The sequence below is a fragment of the Streptomyces sp. HUAS MG56 genome (assembly GCF_058673395.1).
The window spans coordinates 448,038-464,966 of record NZ_CM178722.1; the positions used below are offsets into that span (position 1 = coordinate 448,038).

Here is a 16,929-nt window from a genome sequence, read left to right on the forward strand (position 1 = left end):
CGATGCGTCCCGATGAGAAGTCAGAGGAATCAGCCGAGGTTGTTGCCCCACAGCGCCTTGTCGTCGCTCTTGACGCTGGGCACGCCGCCGTAGGTGCCTCCGTCGGCGGTGACGAGCGGGGCGGCGAGCTGGTCCTCGAGTACGCCGTCGCGGACCTGGATGATGGTGCTGTCGTGGTCGGTCTTGCCGGGCTTGAACGTCTTCCCGTCGATCGCGGCCTTGACGTAGTACAAGGCGTACTTGGCGTAGAGGTCGGCCGGCTGCGAGACCGTGGCGTCGATCTTGCCCGCGGCGATGGACTTGAGCTCCTCGGGGATGCCGTCGTTGGACACGACGAACACGTGCTTCGTGTCCTTCGGACCCACCAACAGGCCTTTCTGCTTCAGGACTTGGAGCGTGCCGGACAGCGCGAAGCTGGCCTCCATGTAGACGCCCTTGATGTCCGGGTTGGCCGTCAGGTCGGTCTGCAGCTTCTGGGCGGCGACCGCGCCGTCCCAGTTGGTGGCCTCGCCGAACACCTTGATGTCCGGGTAGTTCTTCTTCATGCAGTTGTTGAACGCCTCGGTGCGGTCGCGGCCGTTGATGGAAGAGAGGTCGCCCTCCAGCATGACGACCTTGCCCTTGCCGCCGAGCTTCGCGCCGAGGTACTGGCAGGCCTTCTCGCCGTAGGCGCGGTTGTCGGCGCGTACGACCATGTAGACCTTGCCGGTGTCGGGGCGGGTGTCGACCGTGACGACGGGGATCTTCTTCGCCTCCAGCTGCGCGAGGGTGGGCGCGATGGCGGCGGTGTCCTGCGGGGCCATCGCGAGACCCTTGACGCCCTGACTGATGAACGTCTGTGCGTTGGCGGTGAGTTTGGCGACGTCGTTCTGCGAGTTGGTCGTCTTCAGGTCCAGGCCAAGCTGCTTGCCGTACTGGGGCGTGTACTTGATGTAGGAGTTCCAGAAGTCGGTGTCGGAGCGCGGGTAGTCGACGCCGACCAGCGGCGCGCCGCCGGCCCCGGTGCCGGAGCCACTGCTGCAGGCGCTGAGCAACGTCAGGGCGGACAGGACGGAGACGGCTGAACAGAGGGCGGTTCTGACTCTCATCGGTGCTTCCTCGCGCCGGTCCCGTAGCGGGAGATGTTTCGCCTCGACGACATCTGCGTATCGCCGTGCCGAAAGAGATGGGATGTTTATAGGCGCGCCCTCGCCACCCTGTCTACCCCACGATCGAATGAGTATCAAAATGTCAGCTCACAGCCCATCCGAGATTTCAACCTCGGCACCAAGGGGGCAAGACCCATCCCATCAATCCCCGCGTTTGACTGATCCAGATCAGCCATGTAGCCCTGACAGACATTCCATGTCTGGTCAGTCGCAAACCGCATCAGACCGGCACCAAATAAAGCCAACTCTCTGACCGATCGTCGCTTTTCATCCCTGCACACCGGTTGACATCCCAGGGAGACATGGCCGACCTTCATGCGTAACAAGCGGCGCCCTGCACTCCTCTGCCCCCTCTGCACCAGGGATGTCTCCATGTCGAGTTCGATCAACAGACGCCACTTCCTGGCCGGTGCCACCTGCGTCGCCGCGGCGGCCGTTGCCGGAGGCGTGTTCGATGCCGGCATCGCCCGGGCCGCACCCAGCACGTATACGCCCGACTGGAGCTCGGTCGACCAGCACCCGCCGGCCCCGGAGTGGTTCCGGGACGCGAAGTTCGGGATCTACTTCCACTGGGGCGTCTTCAGCGTCCCCGCCTACGACAACGAGTGGTACCCGCGCAACATGTACCAGGCGGGCAGCAACGCCAACCAGCACCACATCGCGACCTACGGCCAGCCATCGGCATGGCCGTACCACGACTTCATCAACGGGGCAAAGGACCTGGCGGGCGACTTCGTGAAGTTCGCGCCGAAACTGAAGTCGGCGGGCGGGAAGTTCGACCCCGACGAGTGGGTGCAGTTGTTCGTCGACGCCGGCGCCAGGTTCGCCGGCCCGGTCGCCGAGCACCATGACGGCTTCTCCATGTGGGACAGCCAGGTCAACGAGTGGAACTCGGTGAAGAAGGGCCCGGGGCTCGACCTGCTGCGGCTCTTCTCCACGGCCATCCGCGCCAAGGGCCTCAAGCTGCTGGTGGCCATGCACCACGCGTACCACTTCAACGGCTTCTACGAGTTCGTCCCCGCCCAGACGGACCCCAGCCTCAAGAAGCTCTACGGACAACTGGGCCCGGCCGCGGAGAACCAGCTCTGGTTCGACAAGCTCAAGGAGGTCATCGACCGCAGCCAGCCCGACATCCTGTGGCAGGACTTCAAGCTGGACGCCGTGGACGAGACACAGCGCCTGAACTTCCTGGCGTACTACTACAACCAGGCCAACAGCTGGGGCCGTGAGGTCGTCGCCACCTACAAGGACGGCATGAACGGCAAGGGCGAGGTCTTCGACTACGAGCGCGGCGGTCCGGGAGACCTGACCTCCCCGTACTGGCTGACCGACGACAGCATCTCCAGCAGCAGCTGGTGCTACACCCAGGGCATCGGCTACTACACCATCCAGCAGATGCTGCACTCGTTCATCGACCGGGTCAGCAAGAACGGCAACATGCTGCTGAACATCGCGCCGATGGCCGACGGCACCATCCCCCAGGCGCAGAAGGACATCCTGCTCGGTATCGGAGACCACCTGAAGCGCTTCGGCGAGTCGGTGTACTCGACCCGCGCCTGGACGGCGTACGGCGAGGGCCCGACGAAGATGGGCGGCGGCGCCTTCACCACCCCGCACGCCGGCACGCCGCAGGACATCCGCTTCACCCGCGACAAGGCAGGCACCGTCCTGTACGCCACCGTCCTCGGCTGGCCGGGCAGCTCACTGACGATCAAGACGCTCAGCCCGGACCGGATCAACCTCTCGTCGCTGACTTCGGTGAAGCTCCTCGGCACCACCGCCGGCACCTACATCGACCTGCCCACGCCGGCCCAGAACTCGTCCGGCCTCACGGTCACCCTGCCGTCCTCGGCCCCGTACAACGCCAACGCCTACGTCCTGAAGCTCGCCTTCTCCGGCACGATCCCGGGCCTGCGGCCGCTCGCGGGCACCCTCGCCTCCACGGACGTCGACTACAGCGGCAACTCGGCCGTACTCACCGTCGGCGACTACACCACGGCCGACCTCACCTCGGCCGGGCTGGGCGCGGGCAGCATCTCCTCCCTCCGGCCGGCCCCCGGCTACCAGGTCATCGGCTACTCCGGGGACGACTTCACCGGCACCTCCTGGACGTTCACCACCGAGAACCCCGACCTGCGGGTCACCGGCAACAACGACCGGATCGCCTCGCTGAGGGTCCAGTTCAACCCTGCGGCGTACTTCCGGCTCACCAACGCCACCGACGGACTCGCCCTGGACAGCGGGGGCGGCGTGGCCTCCGGGTCCGACCTCAAGCAGTGGACGTGGAACGGCAGCTCCAACCTGCAGTGGCAGGCGGAGGCGGTCGGCGGCGGCTACTACCGGCTGGTCAACCGGACGAACGGCATGGTCGCCGACGGCTGGGGCGCCACCGACAACGGCTCTCCGGCCCGCCAGGCTCCCTGGAACGGCGGTACCAACCAGCAGTGGAAGCTCACCCACCGGGGCGGCGACCTCTATTCGATCGCCAACCGCACCACCGGCCTGGTGCTCGACGGCGGTGGCGAGGTCGACTCTGGCTCCGTCACCAAGCAGTGGGCGTCCGGCAGCAGCACCAACCTGCTGTGGTCCTTCACGGCCGTCTGATCCTTTTTCCCGCGGCCCCCGCCGCCGCCCGGATTCCGTTCCAAGTCGGCCGGGCGGCGGTGGGTCACCACGACGACGGGTCACCGCTCGCCTCCCCCACGACCACGCCCCGCCGACCGGACACAGGAGTCCCCTTGACGGACAGCTCCATCGACCGCAGACGGTTCCTCACCGCGGCCGCGCTGACCGCGGGAGCATCGGCCCTGCCCGGCGGCCCGCTCTCGGGCAGGGCGCTGGCGGCCGTCCCCCCGCAGATCACCCTCCCCGAGCGCGGCATCCACGACACGTCCCCGGCCTCCACCTGGACCGACGGCTTCCTCACCGGAAACGGCGAATTCGGGGCCGTGCTGCACGGCGCTCCCGCCCTGGAGAAGGTGGTCTTCAACCATCACCGGCTGGTGCTCCCGAACGGCACCCGTGACGTGAACCCGCCGGTGATCTCCGGCCGCCTGGAGGCGCACGCGAAAAGGCCCTCGCGGGTGACTACGCGGGGGCCAACCGGGACTTCGCCGCGGGCTGGTCGCTGCGCTGGACGCAGGCCTACCACCCCGCGTACGAACTGCACATCGACACACCCGGCATGACCACGGTCAACGACTACGCACGGGTCGGCGCCTGGCCGCTGCATGAGATCAACCCCGAGGACGCGCCTTCCCTGGTCCGCCCGGCGAAGCGGGCCCTTGAGCTGCGCGGCGACCAGAACATCTCGGCACATGGCAGCCTGCACCGGGCACTGGCCTGGGCCCGGTTGAAGGACGGCGGACAGGTCTACGGCACCCTGCGGAAGATCCTCGGCAACAACATGGTCTTCAAGTCGCTGATGACCTCGCACAACCCGAACCTCGACATCTACAACGCCGACGCCGCGAACGCCGTCCCCGGCGTGCTGGCAGAGGCCCTGGTCTACAGCCGGCCGGGAGTGCTGGAGATCCTCCCCACGCTGCCCGACCAGCTGCCGAAGGGCACGATCACGGGGGTCCGGGCCCGCGGCCGGATCCGGATTCACAGCTTCGCCTGGGACCTGAACGCCCGGACCGCCACCCTGTCCGTCACCTCCGACGTCGACCAGGACGTCACGCTGATCAGCCGCCGCGGCATGACCTCCGTGGCCACGACCGCGACCGTCACAGCCTCCTCCCTCGGCACCCACGCCAGGAAGGTCTCCCTGACCGCCGGGCAGCGCACCGACATCACCGTCTCCCTGCTCAGCGGCTTCTTCCGGCTCGAAAACCGGCGCAGCGGCAAGGTGCTCGACGTCACCAGCGGCACTACCGCCGACGGCGCCGGCCTCGTCCAGTGGGGCTGGTCCGGCAGCGAGAACCAGCAGTGGCGGCTCCAGCCCGACGCCGACGGCTCCTTCCGCCTCGTCGCCCGCCACAGCGGCAAGGTCGTCGACAGCCCCGGGGGCTCCGGACAGGGCGCCCAGCTCATCCAGTGGCCGGACGGCAACAGCGACAACCAGCACTGGACGGTCGTCGACGCGGGCGGTGGACACGTGCGGCTCGTCAACGTCCGCAACGGCCTGTGCGCGGACGTCGAGGGCGGATCGGCGGACAACGGCGCCACGGTGATCCAGTGGCCTGTCGGTGACGGAACCAACCAGCAGTGGCGGCTGCTCGCCCTCTGACTGTCGCCACTCTACGGTCGGCCCAACACCGTATCGGCGGTTCTGAGCACCAGGTCGTGATCACGTGTCAGCTGGGGCCGCAGCGACAGCCCTTCGCCGGGGCCCGCGCACCGGAGGGCCGGAAACACGCTGACATGCCGGGGGGCGACTACATCACCGGCCAGCATCGCCAGGCGGATCTCCGGCCCGCCGTACGCGCTCGGACGCAGGTCCCACAGCGCCTCTCCCCCGGGCTGGAGTTCCGCCACCACATCGACCGGCAGGGTGGTGCGGAAGTCGGCGTGCTGATCCACGAAACAAGGGGTGTCGACGGCATTCCCGCCGTTGCCCTGGAGCCGCGCCAGGAAGCGGTGGTGGTACGCCCGCGCTGTCCTTGTGCGCCCTGCCTCGTCCACCGGCCCGAGGGCCGCAGGCTGCGGGATCCAGGAGGTGCGCCGTCTCGACGAGCCCCGCTCGGACCGGGTGCGACCTGCTGCCGCCCGTGCGTCGCAGGAACACGTCCCAGTCGCCCTCGGCGAGGTCCCGGTGACGCTCGTCGAGGACGACCCGTACGCTGCCGTCGCCGCACGTGTCGGACTGTTCGAACTGGATCTGCGCGGTGGCGGCGATGTTCTCGTCGCGGGGCTGCAGGACCAACTGCCGGTCCCGGGGCACCGACTGCCCGGCGGACACCTCGAAGGCGAGCGAGCCTCCTGGCACCACCCGGCAGTCGACCGTGACCGGGCCGGATGCGCCGGGCCATGCCAAGGCCGGACAGTCCGGTCAGCCGCTACAGACCGGCCGCGGCCTTCGACAAGGTGCGCTCGTTCTTCGGGCCGAGGGCCGCCGTCCGCCCGCGCTGGGCGCCGTTGCCGACCCGGCGGCAGAGCACACCCTCAACCGGGCCGTGGTCCGGTACCCGACCGCCCTCACCATGCGTGATGATCTCGCGGGGCGCGCGCCTCGATCTGCTCATTCCGAACTCCTTGTGCCCTTGGTCCGCGCCTCCATCCCATCGCGGGCAGGCCGATCGGTGACCCTGCACGTCCTACCCCCTGCCGGCGGTGCTTGCGGGAGTAGTCGGCCCGTCCGTCGCCGACCGGGTCGCATTCGGCGAGCGTGCCGATGACCAGGACGAAGTCCGCATCGGCCTCGCGCAGGACCCTCAGCAGTCCCGGCGCGCCATCGCGACCTGCGCGTTGCCACCGTCGAACAGCGGTCAGGCGTCCGCCCTGGTGTCGTACGCCCGCTGGCTGCTCTGGATCTCCTCGCTGTGCTCGACGGTCCAGTCGTAGAGGTGCCCGAACGGCTCGCGCAGGGACTCGCCCAGGGGCGTGAGCGAGTACTCGACGCCGACCGGTGAGGTCGGCAGCACCGTACGCCGAATCATGCCGTTGCGTTCGAGACGGCGCAGTGTCTGGGTGAGGACACGTTGCGTCACGCCCTCCAGACCTCGCTTCAGCTCGTTGAACCGGGTGGGCCGCTCAAGCAGCGCCATCACCATCATCGACCACTTGTCCGCTATCTGGTCGAGGATCGGCCGGCTGGGGCAGTCCGCCCGGAAAACCGTCCGTGTTTCGGCGTCCACGTGGTGCGGATCGGTGTCCTTCATGATCCTTGGTGCTCCCAAAGTGCGTTCTTGACCATCTGGGCGCCGTCGCGGACGGTGGGTATGCATGGCAAACCTACATGCCCAGCGGTAACCAACGGAGAACCACATGACGAACGATGCCTGCTCGACCCTGCGCGTGAGCAGCGAACACGGCGTCGCCCGGATCGTCCTCGACAATCCCCCGGTGAACGCACTCGGAACGACGATGATGCGCGAGCTGCGGACGGTGCTGACCGGCCTCAAGGACGACTCATCCGTCCGCGTGATCGTCTTCTCGAGCGCCGACCCGGAGTTCTTCATCGCTCACGTGGACATGCGCATCGTGGACGAGATGGACGTCCTCCAGGAACTCGCCGCATCCGCGCCGACGGACGTCAACGTGTTCCAGGCGATCGGTGAACTGATCCGCCATCAGCCCCAGGTGACCATCGTCAAGCTCGCCGGGAAGGCCCGCGGAGGCGGCGCGGAGTTCGTGGCCGCAGCGGACATGGCATTCGCCGCCATCGAGACCGCTGGACTCGGTCAGATCGAAGCACTCATGGGCATCGTCCCCGGCGGAGGCGGAACGCAGTACCTCCGGGACCGCGTGGGTCGCAACCGCGCACTGGAGGTGGTCCTCACCGCCGACTTGTTCGATGCCGAGACCGCAGCGTCCTACGGCTGGATCAACCGGGCCCTGCCGGCCGACGAGCTCGACGAGTACGTCGACCGTATCGCCCGCGATATCGCCGCGCTGCCCGACGGTGTCATAGAAGCAGCCAAGCGCGCGCTGCCCGCCGATGACCTCAAGGAAGGGCTCCTCCGTGAGCACGACGCCTGGGCCTCTACGTTCAGCCTGCCGGCCGCTCAACACCTGATCAGCGGAGCCCTTCAGGAAGGGGCGCAAACACCGGCAGGCGAACGCGACCTTGAGGGACTGATGCGCAGCGTCGCGCGCTTTCGGCCTTGATGACGGGTCAGCCGCCGCTGACGGACAGGTTGTTGGTGTTGAAGTTGAGTCCGCCGGACGACGAGGTGATCTCATAGCCGAACTGCACGTCGCCGATGACCGCGTTGCCGGGCATCCAGCCCCTGGTGTAGGCGATCCAGTTGAGGACCGGCTTGACGTCCACGGTGCCGGAGTCGGAGTTGGACGTCCGCACGAACGAGAACACCTGGTTCGACCCGTTGGTGCCCTTGTAGACGTCCCAGTTGTGGCCACCGAGCGTGACGTTGGCCTGCCAGCTGCCGATCGGGCCGACGGATCCGGTGTGGTTGACCCAGAGCATGATCTCGTACTGGTGGGCGCTGTCCCAGATGTCGTACGACGTGTTGTACGCGCCGGACGACGGGACGCTGACGTTGTAGTCGCTGGTGAGCCAGCTGAGGGTGTCGATCGACTTGTTGATCGTCTTCGTCGAGTCGGCGTAGGACTTGATGCCGCCGGTGTTGGGGTGGTCGGCCCAGACACCCCAGCTGGTCCCGGAGTTGGCCCAGATGCACTGGCTGCCGGCACCGGAGCCCCAGATGTTGTTGTAGAGCCTGTAACCGTCGAGGCTTGTGCTGGCCCACCGGTCGCAGGAGTTCCAGACTGCGGCCGAAGCGGGGGCGGAGGCGAGGCCGACGGTGGCACCGAGAGCCATCGCCGGCGCGAGCACCGCCATGGTTATCTTGCCTATCCTGCTTTTCACCATGGTGTCCCTTCCATGGGTGGGGGAAATGTGGGGGTTGCTACCACGCCCCTCGCTGAGGACGTGGCCCTCTCCGGCGACGAGATGGACCGGCCGCGTCGCCAGAAGAAGTCCTGGTGGGTGCCGGGCACCTCGCCGGTCACCGGCGCGGGTCGCCGGGGGGTCTCAGCCCTTGATGGCTCCGGTGAGCATGCCCTTCTTGAAGTGCCGCTGGACGAAGGGGGAGGCGACCGCGACGGGGATCAGCGCGAGGACCATGACAGCCATCTGCAGGCCCAGCGAGGAGAGTTGTCCGGTGCGAACCTGCTGCTGGAGGCCGGTCGGCGCCTCGGTGTTCTTCTGGACCAGTTGGATGAGCACGTTCTGCAACGGCATCATGTTCTGGTCGGAGAGGTAGATGGAGGCGTTGAACCAGGCACTCCAGTATCCGACCGCGTAGAACAGCGAGATGACGGCCAGCACCGCGCGCGACAGCGGCATGATGATGGTCAGCAGGATGCGCAGGTCACTGGCCCCGTCGATGCGGGCGGACTCGGTGAGTTCGGGTGAGATCCCCATGAAGAAGGCCCGCAGGACGAGGATGTTGAAGACACTGACCGCGCTCGGCAGCACCAGCGACAGATAGGTGTCGGTGAGGCCCAGCGTCTGCACCAGAAGGTACGTCGGTATGAGTCCGGCCCCGAAGAACATCGTCGCCATCATGGCCATCAGGAAGAACCGGTGGCCCAGACTCCCCGGCCGCGACAGGCCGTAGGCCGCCAGCACCGACACCGCCATCGAGAACAGCGTGCCGAAGAGCGTGACACCGACCGACACCATGATCGCCCGGCTGACCTGGCCGCCGCCGAGCAGTTCGGTGTAGTTGACGAAGGTGACGCCCTGGGGGATCACCACGAGGCCGCCGACCCGGTCGATCACGGGTTTGGGAGAGAGGCTGGTGACGATCACGATCCACAGCGGACCGAGCACCCCCAGGCAGCACAACAGGAGGAAGCCGCTCTTGGCGGTGATTCCTGCTTTGCTCGGCGGCTCCTCCCAGACGGGGCGGGCGGGAGCCTTGAGGCTGCGGATGAGCTGCGTGTTGAGGCTCATTTCTTGTACACCCCCTGCTCGCCGAGCAGGTGCGCGACCTTGTTCGCGCCCAGGACGAGACACACTCCGATGGCCCCCTTGACCAGGCCGACCGCGGCCGCGTAGCTGAAGTCGCCGTACTTGATTCCCACGCTCCACACATAGGTGTCGAGGACCTCGGCGGCCCTGGTACCGACCGCGTCCCGCTGGAGCAGGAACTGCTCGAATCCGACGCTCAGCGCGTCGCCCACCCGCAGGACCAGCAGCAGCGCGATCACCGGGCGCAGTGCGGGCAGCGTGACATGCCACATACGGCGCCAGCGCCCCGCGCCGTCCATGGCGGCGGCCTCGTACAGGTCGGTGCTGACGGCGGACAGGGCCGCGAGGAAGACGATGATCCCCCAGCCGGCGTCCTTCCACACGGCCTGCCCGATGACCAGGTACTTGAAGACGTCCGCATTGGTCATCAGGTCGAAGCCGCTCCACCCGTGCTTCGCCAGGGTCTGCGCGATGATGCCCGCGCCACCGAGGATCTGCTGGAACACGGTCACCACGAGGACCCACGAGAAGAAGTGCGGCAGATACATGATCGCCTGTGCCACGGCCCGCACCCGGGGCCGGATCACGCTGTTGATGACCAGCGCGAGGACGATCGGTACCGGGAAGAACAGCACCAGTTGGAGCACGAACAGCATGATGGTGTTCTTCACCGCGCTCCAGAACAGCGGGTCGTCGAGCATCCGCGAGAACTGCTCCACACCCACCCAGGGGCTGTGGAAGATCGCCGTGATGCCGTTGCTGGAGACGTACGGGTCGTAGTCCTGGAAGGCGATGACGTTGCCGAGCAGGGGGACGTAGTTGAAGAGCAGGATCAGGACGATGACGGGCAAGGTCATCAGGATGAGCGCGCGGTCGCGGCGCAGCCGGATCCGCCACGGGACCTTGCCCGCCTTTGCGGCCTTGCTCGTCCTGCGTGGCACCCGGTCCTTCGCCGCCGCGGTGGCGACCGCGCCCGTCGGTTCCTCGACGGCCACGGAGGGACGGGTCCCGTCGGGCCTGCTACCGGCCGTCATGGACATCAGTTGCCGCTGCCGTTCTTGTCGAGGAGCTGCTTGTACCAGTCGCGCAGCTTGTCGCCACCGGAAGACTTCCAGGTGGAGATGGCCTGCTGCACATCGGAGAGCTGCTTGTGGCCGCGCACGAAGTCGATCTCCAGCTGCTCGAACTGGCTGGAGAGGTTCGCGTAGCGGGTCGGTTCGACGATGTTCATGCCGAAGGTGGACGTCTTCTTCATGGAGGCACCCATCCGCTGCTGCCACTCGACCTGCTTGCGGGCGACATCGGGAAAGTCGGGGTGGGCGAAGTAGGGGGCCGGGGACGCCAGCATCACCCAGGCGTTGATCACCTCGGCGTTGCCCTGGTCGTTCTTGACCGGGACGCCGTCCTTGACCGTGTAGTGGGTGCCCTCGACGCCGTAGTCGACGAGCATGCGCTCCTTGGTGCCGTAGGGCGCTGCCGCGAAGTTGGCCGCGGCCAGCGCGTTCTCCACGGTCTCCTTGGAGGCGCCCTTGCGGATCAGCGACCAGATGCTGGCGGGCGAGGACGCCCACAGCTGCGGGTTGCCTCCGTGGGCGCCGAAGTAGTCCATGCCCTCGATCTTGAAGTCCGGATTGGCCTTCGCCTGTTCGGCGGTCTTGACGTACCAGGCCGAGGAGTCGCTGACCCAGACCAGGATCTGGCCGGAGGTGAACCGCTGGCCCGCGTCGCCGGTGCGCGCCTTGTCGTCGGGATGGACCACGCCGGCGTCGAACAGCTTGCGAGTCCACTCCAGGGCCTCAAGGTACTCGGGCTGCTCGATGCGGTAGGTCAGCTTGCCGTCGTCCCCGATGTTCCAGCCGAGCGGCCCGGCGGGGCGGACGCCGAAGATGCCCGCCGATACCCAGGCCATGTCCCCGCAGGCGTACACCTTGGCCTTGGCGCTGGTGGCGTCCTTGGCCCAGCTGAGGAACTCATCGGGCGACTTGGGTACGGTGTAGCCCTTCTTGTCGAAGATGTCCTTGCGGTAGTAGGGCACGACGGACGACGCGGCGGCGGTGGGCATCGGGATACCGCGCAGCGCTCCGCCGAAGATGGACATGCGCCAGGAGTCGGAGGGGATCGCGGCCAGGTTCGGGTACTTCTTGACCTTGTCGCCCGCCAGGTAGGGGCCGAGGTCCATGAACTTCGAGGCCACCGCGTTCGGGATCTGGCCGACCAGCAACCAGCTGGGCACGACCACCATGTCGGGTATGGAGCTGGAGGCGAGGACGGCGCCGAGCTTCTGAGCGTAGGTGTTGCCGTCCTGGTTCTGCCAGGTGACCTTGGTGCCCGCCGCCGCGTCGACCGCCTTGTAGTACGCGCAATCGGTCTTCGGCGGGGTGCCCCAGAGGGGGGACATGATCGTGAAGGGAGCGCCGGTGCCGAGCTTGTGCGGAACCGAGGTGGCGAGGGCCGCGAGGTCGACCTTGCGGGTGTAACCGGCCGACGAACCGTTCTTCGACGGAAGGTCCGGCTGGGCGACCGCGCTGGCGACGTAAGTCGGGAGCAGCTTTTCGGCGGCCTTGCCCGACGTGGTGCCGCCTTGCGACCCGTTGTCCGAGCCACCGCAGGCGGTGAGCAGCGGCATTCCCCCGGCCACCGCTGCGGTGGCGACCGCCGTGGAGGCGAGAAAGCTTCTCCGGCTCAGTCCGGAGGAGGCGGCGTTCGGCGTCATTGCGTCAACCCTTCATGGCGCACCTGGACACCCGGCGGTGGGCCGTCGGCTGCGGTGTCGTGACTGGAACTGGCTGAGCTGAAAGCAGACGTCCCATTACTGCGACGTGTTTTACAGTCGAAGCGCTTCGATGTTGCTGCGAGGTTAAGTGAACTCACATGCCCGCACAAGGGTCGGCTCCAAGATTCATCCGAGGTTCTGGAAGGCACCCTGCGTATGTCCTGCATGATGCGTTGATGCTGATCTCTTGACACCCATCCCATGCCTGAAGAGCATCGAAGCGCTTCGAATAGCCTGCCAGTGCCGTCTTGAGGTAACCCCACATGTCCGTACACACCCCGCACACGCCACCACCTTTCCGCGATCCGCAGCTGCCCGTCGCGAAGCGCATCGACGACCTTCTGCCGTAGCTCACGCTCGACGAAAAGATGGGATTCCTGCACCAGTTCGCGCCGACCGTGGAGCGCCTCGGCATCGCCGCGTTCCGCACTGTCAAGAGGCTCTGCACGACGTGGCCTGGATGGGCCCGGCCACCGTCTTCCCGCAGGCCGTCGGCCTCGGCGCAGCCTTGAACACCGATCTCGTACGACGGCTCGGCGAGACCGTCTCCGAGGAGACCCGCGATGCGCGCCCGCGACGACCGCGTGGGCCTGAACGTCTGGTCCCCCACGGCCAACCTCCTGCGCCACCCCCTGTGGGGCCGAAACGAGGAGAGCTACTCCGAGGAACCGAAGCTCACTTCGGCCATCGCCACCGCGTACACCCGTGGCCTGCGCGGCGACCACCCGACGTAGCGGCGCACCGCGCCCGCCCTCAAGCACTGGCTGGCCCGCAACAACCAGACGGGCCGTGACGTCACGTCCTCCTCGGTCCGTCCGCGCGTGCTCCACGAGTACGACCTGCGCGCCTTCCGCGGGACGGTCGAGGCGGGCGCGGCGACAGGCGTGATGCCGGCGTACAACCTGGTCAACGCCCGCCCCAACCACGTCTCCCCGTACCGGCGCGAGCACCTGCGCACCTGGACGGATGAGGACCTCCTCGTCTGCTCGGACGCGGGCGCGCCCTCCGACCCGGTCGACTCCGAGCACTCCCTCGGCACCCACGAGGAGGCGACGGCCGTGCTGCTGGCCGGCGCCGACAGCTTCACCGACCACGGCACGAACGTCTCGAAGATCACCGCACGGGTCCGGGGAGCCCTGGAACAAGGCCGGACCGAGTCGGACATCGACCCGGCGGTACGGCGCCAGCTCTCGGTCCGCTTCAGGCTCGGCGAGTTCGACCCGGAGTACGACCCGCACGCGATCACCAGGGACTTCGACACCCCGGCCCACCGCGCCCTCGCCCAGGAGGCCGCCGAGCAGGCGGTCGTCCTGCTCGGGAACAGCCCCGGCCTGCTGCCGCTCGCGCCCGACACCCGGCTCGCCGTGGTCGGCCTGCTCGCGGACGAGTGCAAGCGCGACTGGTACAGCAGCATGCTCATCCACCGCTCGCCCCTGCTGGAGGGCCTGTACGAGCGGTTCGGCGCGGAACGTGTGGAGTTCGCGGAGGGCGTCGACCGGATCCTGCTGAAGACCTCGGCCGGAACCTGCCTGCACGTCCCCGAGGCGGACGCCGCCGACGAGGCGCGCGGCGCCGAGGGCGCCCTCGACCCCGCCCTGCTCGCGGTCCGTACGGACCTGCCCTCGCTCACCACCGACGCGACCGGCACGGAGTTCGCGCTCGTCGACTCGGGCGAGGGCGTGCTGACCCTGCGCTCCCCCGACAGCCGCTGTCTCTCGGTGGCCGAGGACGGCCGTTTCCGCGCCTCCGCCGACCAGTCCGGCGGCTGGGTCGTCCAGGAGACGTTCCGCCTGGAACGGCACGAGAACGGGCACCTCCTTCGGTACGTCGGAACGGGTCACCACGTCTCTGTCGCCGCCGACGGCCTCAAGGTTGCCGACGGGAACGGTGAGATCTTCGAGGTCGTCGTCGAACGCGGCGAGGACGCGGTGAGCAGGGTCGCCTCGCAGGCGGACGTGGTCCTGGTGCTCGCGGGTAACGATCCGCACATCAACGGCCGCGAAGGCACGCCACTCCTCCCGTTCGGCCACGGCCTGTCGTGCGCGTCCTTCTCCTACGAAGGCCTCACGACTCGCGTCGAGGACGGGACACTGCAGCTGTCCTTCACGGTCGGCAACACCGGTGACGTCACCGTGGACGAGGTCGCCCAGCTCTACACCCGGGCCATGGAACTGTCGGTGTCACGGCCTCGCAGGGATCTGACCGCGCACCAGCGTGTGACGCTCGCGCCCGGGGAGGTCACGGAGATCGCCTTCCGGGTGCCGATGTCGGCCTTCGCCTTCTGGGACGCGGCGCAGCGACGCCGGCGGGTGGCACCGGGCCCCTACGAGATCCTCGTCGGAACGTCCAGCGAGGACATCCGCCTGACCCGGACCGTCCACCTCGACGGCGAGCCGTCCGTCCCCCGGCCGGTCATGGCGGGAGGCCTGGACGCGACGGACTTCGATGACCCGAGCGACACGGAGATCGTGGACCGCACGAAGATGTCGGAGGGACGCCGTCGCCCCGTGACCGGCCGGAAAGGCGAGCTGCTGTTCCGCGCCTGTGACTTCGGAAAGGGGGCCCGCGACGAGGCCTGGCAGAGTGTGCCGGAGACCGGCGCCGGGCTCGTTGTCGATTTGTCGGTCTGTTTCCGGTGCCGCGGTGGCGTGACGTCGCCGCTCCTCCGCCGCGGACCACGCTGCAGTGGCGTGGACGCTCCAGGCCGTACCGGCCGGGACCACGCTACCGTCCGGGGCGCCCCGCCTCGACCGGCCCGAGGCCTTCACCGCCGACGACCTGATCCTCGCCGAAGAGCTGACCCCCAAGGCAGCCGTCGCCATCGACAACGCCCGCCGGTACTCGCGCGAGCGCACGACCGCGCTGACCCTGCAACGCGGCCCGCTGCCGCAGGGGCTGCCGAACCAGGAGGCGGTCGAGGTGGCATCCCGCCACCTGCCCGGCGGGACCGGCGTGGAAGTGGGCGGTGACTGGTTCGACGTCATTCCGCTGTCCGGCGCCCACGGCGCCCTCGTCGTCGGCGATGTCGTCGGTCACGGCCTGCACTCCTCGGCCAGTTGCCAGCCGTTCTTGCGGCCCACCGGCGCCAGCAGGCCGCGGAGGTAGTCCCGCATCCGCCACCGCAGATCCGCACGACCGAACCGGCCTGCCACCCGGGCGAAGACGGACTCCAACTCCGCAGCCCAGCCCTCGACTTCAGCGGTCCCCTCCATGACCGGACAACGAGAAGATGCAGCTCAGGACACGATTTCTGACTGGAGTACTAAGGCCGGCAGCCATGTCGAGGTCCACCTCATCCGGCCGCCTGCTCACCCTTCACGATGGTGAAGGCGATGCCGCCCAGCTGCGAGGTGAGGTAGCGGCGCAAGGCCGCTGAGGCGCTTCCTGCCTGGCTGGTCCGCAATTCGATGCCGGAATCGTCCGTGGCCGGACCGATCTGGTAGACGGGGAACCCTGCAATCGTCGGACCGTCGTGCGCCATGAGGCCGCGAACGGCCGCGTGTAGCGTCCGCTCGGAGTAGCGGCAAGGAAAGATGTCGAGCCGATTGAGGTCGACGGTCGGGTGGGCGCGCTTGGCCGCCTGCGCGAGCAGCCTCCCGCGTGCCACGTCCGTGACACACAGCGCCACCCGACCATGGGTGTAGCCGTCGATCACCGTGCCGAAAATATCCGAATACTCGGAATTGAACTCCTCATCGCCGACGGCCTGCGCAAGTGCCTGTGCCTGCACGGTGTCGGCAGAAGTGCCACTGCCCGCAGCGGGTGAGGCCGCGCTCTGGCCCTGCACGCCATTCGGGCAGGAGGCGGGCACCCTGCCGCTTGGGCTCCTGCTGCCGGCCGAGGACACCGACGTGGCGCCGACAGACGGACTCCGCGGCGCCGCCGAGTTCCCCGGCGAGGATCCGGCGCACGCCGCAGTGGCAGCCAACATCCCCGAACAGAGCGTCAGAGCAACGGCACGCCGCACGGTTCCTTCTTCCCCCGTAGGTCCACCAAGCACAGCCGCTCCCCACCAGCACCGAAACGCCGCGACACGATGGCGCGCAGTGTAGCGAGTTGGGAGTGGCTCAGGGCTGCCGCGACGACCCGGGGTCCCGTGATGTCAGCCGGGGGCCGCCGGACGGTCTGTCCGTCCGCCGACGCGCACGGCCCCGCCGACGCGCGCGGAACTCCAGCGGCGCCCGAACCCTCGCCCGCCGCCCGGGACCTGTCCCACCCACCCACTTCCTTCTTCCTGCTGTGAGGCGTGGACTCGGGGGCGCAGCAGGGACGTCGGCCTCCCGACCATCGCAGGGCCAGCCTGGTGACCTGCGGGTTTGCGGGCGGATACGGAAGTGGGTGCGGACGGTTGTCGGCCGAGCTGTCGGTCGGGGTGTCGGCGGGGATGTGGGTCTGGTCCACGGAGG

13 protein-coding genes and 4 pseudogenes are annotated in these 16,929 nt (G+C 68.1%); 6 read left to right on the forward strand and 11 right to left on the reverse strand.

All coding sequences use genetic code 11. The features are described from left to right. Positions 1 to 29: 29 nt before the first annotated feature. Positions 30 to 1,088 carry a sugar ABC transporter substrate-binding protein gene (locus AC4OXY_RS02240; protein ID WP_356024973.1) on the reverse strand — a complete coding sequence of 353 codons (1,059 nt, stop codon included), beginning with the start codon at positions 1,086 to 1,088 and terminating at the stop codon, positions 30 to 32. 432 nt (positions 1,089 to 1,520) lie between these two features. On the opposite strand from AC4OXY_RS02240, the gene AC4OXY_RS02245 reads away from it, so the two are divergent. From AC4OXY_RS02245 to AC4OXY_RS02255, 3 genes are all read left to right on the forward strand, one after another. Further along, a complete protein-coding gene (locus AC4OXY_RS02245) occupies positions 1,521 to 3,752 on the forward strand; it encodes an alpha-L-fucosidase (protein WP_362823282.1) in 2,232 nt (743 codons plus the stop codon). Between the two features lie 134 nt (positions 3,753 to 3,886). After that, positions 3,887 to 4,336 (forward strand): glycoside hydrolase N-terminal domain-containing protein, encoded by a 450-nt coding sequence (locus tag AC4OXY_RS02250; protein ID WP_491993001.1) that lies wholly within the window; start codon positions 3,887 to 3,889, stop codon positions 4,334 to 4,336. Beyond that, positions 4,333 to 5,379: an RICIN domain-containing protein gene (locus AC4OXY_RS02255; RefSeq protein WP_491993002.1), complete on the forward strand. Its 1,047-nt coding sequence runs from the start codon at positions 4,333 to 4,335 to the stop codon at positions 5,377 to 5,379. Before AC4OXY_RS02250 ends, AC4OXY_RS02255 begins: the two co-directional genes overlap by 4 nt. An 11-nt stretch (positions 5,380 to 5,390) precedes the next feature. On the opposite strand, the gene AC4OXY_RS02260 is transcribed toward AC4OXY_RS02255, so the two are convergent. From AC4OXY_RS02260 to AC4OXY_RS02275, 4 genes and pseudogenes are all read right to left on the reverse strand, one after another. Then, on the reverse strand, positions 5,391 to 5,774 hold the full coding sequence (locus tag AC4OXY_RS02260) for a hypothetical protein (RefSeq protein WP_491993003.1): 384 nt from the start codon (positions 5,772 to 5,774) through the stop codon (positions 5,391 to 5,393). Between the two features lie 374 nt (positions 5,775 to 6,148). After that, positions 6,149 to 6,334 carry a hypothetical protein gene (locus AC4OXY_RS02265; RefSeq protein ID WP_356024984.1) on the reverse strand — a complete coding sequence of 62 codons (186 nt, stop codon included), beginning with the start codon at positions 6,332 to 6,334 and terminating at the stop codon, positions 6,149 to 6,151. Positions 6,335 to 6,407: 73 nt separating this feature from the next. After that, a pseudogene (locus tag AC4OXY_RS02270) lies at positions 6,408 to 6,539 on the reverse strand (IS5/IS1182 family transposase); the annotation flags it as partial. A 38-nt stretch (positions 6,540 to 6,577) separates the two neighbouring features. Further along, positions 6,578 to 6,970: a winged helix-turn-helix transcriptional regulator gene (locus AC4OXY_RS02275; protein ID WP_362823285.1), complete on the reverse strand. Its 393-nt coding sequence runs from the start codon at positions 6,968 to 6,970 to the stop codon at positions 6,578 to 6,580. A gap of 106 nt (positions 6,971 to 7,076) precedes the next feature. On the opposite strand from AC4OXY_RS02275, the gene AC4OXY_RS02280 reads away from it, so the two are divergent. Further along, positions 7,077 to 7,919, forward strand: coding sequence for an enoyl-CoA hydratase/isomerase family protein (locus tag AC4OXY_RS02280; RefSeq protein WP_362823286.1), 843 nt, complete (start codon positions 7,077 to 7,079; stop codon positions 7,917 to 7,919). Between the two features lie 7 nt (positions 7,920 to 7,926). Here AC4OXY_RS02280 and AC4OXY_RS02285 read toward each other — a convergent pair whose 3' ends face one another. From AC4OXY_RS02285 to AC4OXY_RS02300, 4 genes are all read right to left on the reverse strand, one after another. Then, entirely contained in the window at positions 7,927 to 8,643 is a 717-nt protein-coding gene (locus AC4OXY_RS02285; RefSeq protein WP_491993004.1) for a glycoside hydrolase family 12 protein, read from the reverse strand. A gap of 162 nt (positions 8,644 to 8,805) precedes the next feature. Then, a complete protein-coding gene (locus tag AC4OXY_RS02290; RefSeq protein ID WP_362823288.1) occupies positions 8,806 to 9,732 on the reverse strand; it encodes a carbohydrate ABC transporter permease in 927 nt (308 codons plus the stop codon). Next, positions 9,729 to 10,790, reverse strand: coding sequence for an ABC transporter permease (locus tag AC4OXY_RS02295; RefSeq protein ID WP_402066382.1), 1,062 nt, complete (start codon positions 10,788 to 10,790; stop codon positions 9,729 to 9,731). Before AC4OXY_RS02295 ends, AC4OXY_RS02290 begins: the two co-directional genes overlap by 4 nt. Continuing rightward, complete coding sequence (locus tag AC4OXY_RS02300) at positions 10,790 to 12,463, reverse strand: extracellular solute-binding protein (RefSeq protein ID WP_356024999.1); 1,674 nt, start codon at positions 12,461 to 12,463, stop codon at positions 10,790 to 10,792. Before AC4OXY_RS02300 ends, AC4OXY_RS02295 begins: the two co-directional genes overlap by 1 nt. Before the next feature lie 428 nt (positions 12,464 to 12,891). On the opposite strand from AC4OXY_RS02300, the pseudogene AC4OXY_RS02305 reads away from it, so the two are divergent. Beyond that, a pseudogene (locus AC4OXY_RS02305) lies at positions 12,892 to 15,006 on the forward strand (glycoside hydrolase family 3 N-terminal domain-containing protein); the annotation flags it as partial. A 259-nt stretch (positions 15,007 to 15,265) separates the two neighbouring features. After that, positions 15,266 to 15,580: pseudogene (locus tag AC4OXY_RS02310) on the forward strand (PAS sensor protein); the annotation flags it as partial. Here AC4OXY_RS02310 and AC4OXY_RS02315 read toward each other — a convergent pair. After that, positions 15,571 to 15,735, reverse strand: a pseudogene (locus tag AC4OXY_RS02315) (IS701 family transposase); the annotation flags it as partial. The pseudogenes AC4OXY_RS02310 and AC4OXY_RS02315 overlap by 10 nt on opposite strands. A gap of 80 nt (positions 15,736 to 15,815) precedes the next feature. Beyond that, positions 15,816 to 16,334: a hypothetical protein gene (locus AC4OXY_RS02320; protein ID WP_491993005.1), complete on the reverse strand. Its 519-nt coding sequence runs from the start codon at positions 16,332 to 16,334 to the stop codon at positions 15,816 to 15,818. Positions 16,335 to 16,929 lie beyond the last annotated feature (595 nt).